Raw genomic sequence first — 3,412 nt, forward strand, 5'->3', positions numbered from 1 at the left:
TTCTACAGTCTCGTCGCCGGCGACCCAAAGCTGGCGGACACCGGTCGACGAGCTGGGCATAACCCGGAACTGTGCCTAAAAGCGCTTATGCTCTGCAGAGCATAAACGCTTATCCCGGCCAACCCTCTTCACGGACGACTTCTGTCAGCCACTCTGCCCAAAAATGTCGGATTTGTCGGTTTTGCTTCTAAGCCCAATCAACAAGAATTGCCTAGGCATCACTACGTCGCGGCTATGAGCGAAAACAAGCGAATGGGCATGAATTTCGCATTATCAGCGGTGAGATCACTGCCAGTTGGAAGCACACGACCGCGGACGATTGTCTGGGCGCCCGCACTGCTGGGCCATCTGTAGTAAGAGTCGCTAACATAGACATCTAAGTATGCACGCCAATGGCCATGGCAAGGTTGTGCGCTGACCACGAATACTAGCGCTCGCGGCAAGGAAGAAGCGTTATCGTAATTTTCCTGGGCCGAAACTCATCTTCTGACTACGCGTAATAGGGTTGCATTTGTGAGTTCAATACGCTAAGTCGCAAAAAAGTGAATAGGATTACTATGAAACTATTTAATGTATTTGCAATACTAATTTGTTCGGCAACACCCTACTTAATTCACGCCTCCGAAAATAAAGGCACCGAGAACAATCTAAAAATAGCGGATTCATCCATCGAACCTAGAAGAGGAAGAAATAAGTGCTGGAGCGGAAAAAACTGTACTGGCAAAATTATTTCTCACGTTCAACATGCCCATAATTGCGCAGGAAAGTCTTTCTATGATGTAGATAAAAGGCAGTGTACAAATTTATGAATCACTGCTCTCCGTCGACTTGCGTGCATAACTGATTTTACTTTGCTTCCCCGTGGTTTCAAATTTTGAGCGTCAAGCACTTGGGTTCTGTCGCGCCAAGGTGCCGGGTTAAAATTTGCGTTCGATCCTGAATGACGAACAGCATGGGCCAGACGAAGAAGACACCACGCGCGACGTTGCCTCCGGGCATCGGCAAAGTTCTCAAGCGACTGCTCTATCCGTTGGACGTGATCCTGCTGTGCGTACGCTGGTATGTGGCTTACTCGTTGAGCCTGCGAAATCTCGAGGAGATGATGGCAGAGCGAGGCATCGAGGTCGACCATTCGAGCGTGCACCGCTGGGTTATCAAGCTCGTACCGCTGTTTGAGAAGGCGTTTCGCCGCCACAAGCGCCCGGTGGGCAAGAGCTGGAGAATGGACGAGACGTACGTCAAGGTCAAAGGCCAATGGAAGTATTTGTACCGCGCTGTCGACAAGCAGGGCAACACAGTCGATTTCCTGCTGCGTGCCCATCGAGACAAGGCCGCTGCGCGCCGCTACTTTGAGAAGGCGACTGACCAGAACGGCGAGCCCGAGACGATTACCGTGGACAAGAGCGGTGCGAATCTGGCTGCGCTCGAGGCTCTCAACGCCGGGCGCGACACGCCGATCAAGATCCGCCAGAACAAGTATCTGAACAACATCATCGAGCAGAACCACCGAGCGATCAAACGCATCATCAAACCGATGATGGGATTCAAGGACTTTCGCTGTGCCCGCATCATTCTGTCTGGCATCGAAGTGATGCATATGATCCGCAAGGGACAGATGCAAGACGATCGCGCCGACCGAACGGTTGCCGAGCAGTTCTACTTGCTGGCTATGTAAGCAATCCTATGTACATTCACTCATTTGATCTGCCATCGTTATCGCGACAGAACCCATACCAGCGAATACACAGCAGGATTATGTCCAACGGATGGTGCAGTCGCTTGAGAACCGTTGCGATCCCTGACGGCAGCGTCGTACGTGGTGTCTCGCTCGTTTTGCCCATTTCGTTTGTCATGCGTGGTCGAGCAACAATTTTAGCTCAGTGCCTTGGCGCGACAGAACCGCACAGCGTGCCGTCTCGAAACCGTCACGGGGGCGATCACATAATCTTTGGTCGGAAAAGCTGCCCTCCGGCTGTTCGACATTCCGAATCAAGGTCACGCAATTCGTCTTTCCTGCAACAACCAGAGCGCTGCACGCCGGCATTCGACCACGCTCACCAAAGACGCTTCGTGCATTCGAACCCTCGACGAAACAGGAGTCTTGCCGTGAAAATCACTCGTACCCTAGCTGCTGCCGTCATCGGCATCGGGTTGTGTTCTCGTGCCTCGGCTGTCGAACCGCTTCCAGCGCTTGGTGCCGATCCCGCCCATACTTCAGTATCGGGCCTTTCGTCCGGCGCATTCATGGCCGTTCAGTATCAGGTCGCCTACTCCGGCTCTGTCGTCGGTGCTGGCATCGTTGCCGGTGGCCCGTATTACTGCGCCGCTGGCAAGCTGTTCAATGCCGCCAGCTGCATGGGCCACGCGCCGTCCCGGCCGCTGAAGCCAGAATTGATGGTGAGGGCGGCGCAGGGCTTCGCCGCGCGGGGCCAGATTGACCCACTGGACGGCCTGCAGCACGACCGGATGATCTACGTGTTCAGCGGCACCAAGGATACGATCGTGTATCAGCGAGCCGTCGACGCGACGGTGTCATTCTTCAAGGAAGCCGGTGTGCCCGACGGCAACCTGTCGTACGTGAATATGGTGCCGGCCGGCCATGCACTCATTACGCCGTCGTTTGGCAACGATTGCCCGGCCAATGCGTCGCCCTACATCAGTCATTGCACGATCGCGAAATACAGCTACGATCAGCCGGGCGAGTTGCTAAAATTCATCTACGGTCCGCTGAATCCACCGGCAAATCCGCTCGGCGGCAACATCATCACGTTCAATCAGCGCGAATTCGCCAGTGCCGCGACCGGAATGGCGGGCGAAGCCTATGCGTATGTCCCGCAGGCTTGCGCGAAGGGCGCCGCGTGCCGCATTCACGTAGCGTTCCATGGCTGCAAGCAATCGGCGAGCGTCGTCGGGAACGATTTCTATCAGAAGACCAGCTATAACAGCTGGGCCGATGCGAACAACATCGTAGTGCTGTATCCGCAGGTCAACGCGTCCACCATCCCTAACAACCCCCAGGGCTGCTGGGACTGGTTCGGCTACACCGGCCAGAACTACGCGCAGAAGTCCGGCGCGCAGATGCTCGCCGTGAGCGCGATGATCAACCGACTCACGTCGAAGCCCTGACGGGGCGGTTGCCCCCGCATGCGCCGCCGCCGAGGCACATGCGGGGCGATGCGGCGTGCCGCAGTCGGCCGGCCGCCAGAATCAGCGACGTTCATGCAATGCGGGAACTCAACATGGATAAGAGCCACCCAGCCGTCAGGCGTCTGACAGAGATTTTGCAGGTTCGTCAGGTAGTGCACCGGTGCTCGTGACTGCAGTGTTGCGTGCTAATTTCTCATATCGGTGAGACAGCGGACCGGCGCCCATGCCGACTGAGTGACTCAAACGGGTCGACGGACTAAACCGC

At 55.8% G+C, this 3,412-nt stretch carries 2 protein-coding genes and 1 pseudogene; 2 read left to right on the forward strand and 1 reads right to left on the reverse strand.

Going from position 1 to position 3,412, the window contains the following annotated elements; genetic code table 11:
* The first annotated feature begins 952 nt into the window (after window positions 1-952).
* Complete coding sequence (locus BN2475_RS32915) at window positions 953-1,675, forward strand: IS6 family transposase (protein ID WP_143326057.1); 723 nt, start codon at window positions 953-955, stop codon at window positions 1,673-1,675.
* 55 nt (window positions 1,676-1,730) lie between these two features.
* Here the strand turns inward: BN2475_RS32915 and BN2475_RS34940 are convergent.
* Window positions 1,731-1,853: pseudogene (locus BN2475_RS34940) on the reverse strand (IS6 family transposase); the annotation flags it as partial.
* 217 nt (window positions 1,854-2,070) lie between these two features.
* Here BN2475_RS34940 and BN2475_RS32925 point away from each other — a divergent pair.
* The gene (locus tag BN2475_RS32925; RefSeq protein WP_425435599.1) at window positions 2,071-3,126 is read left to right on the forward strand and encodes an extracellular catalytic domain type 2 short-chain-length polyhydroxyalkanoate depolymerase; all 1,056 of its coding nucleotides are present in this window, start codon (window positions 2,071-2,073) and stop codon (window positions 3,124-3,126) included.
* Window positions 3,127-3,412 lie beyond the last annotated feature (286 nt).

This window comes from Paraburkholderia ribeironis (assembly GCF_900019265.1).
Taxonomy (GTDB): Bacteria; Pseudomonadota; Gammaproteobacteria; order Burkholderiales; family Burkholderiaceae; genus Paraburkholderia; species Paraburkholderia ribeironis.

Excerpts from the sequence above, each read along its gene's own strand:
- BN2475_RS32915 (WP_143326057.1), top strand. The coding sequence starts at position 953 with ATGGGCCAGACGAAGAAGACACCACGCGCGACGTTGCCTCCGGGCATC.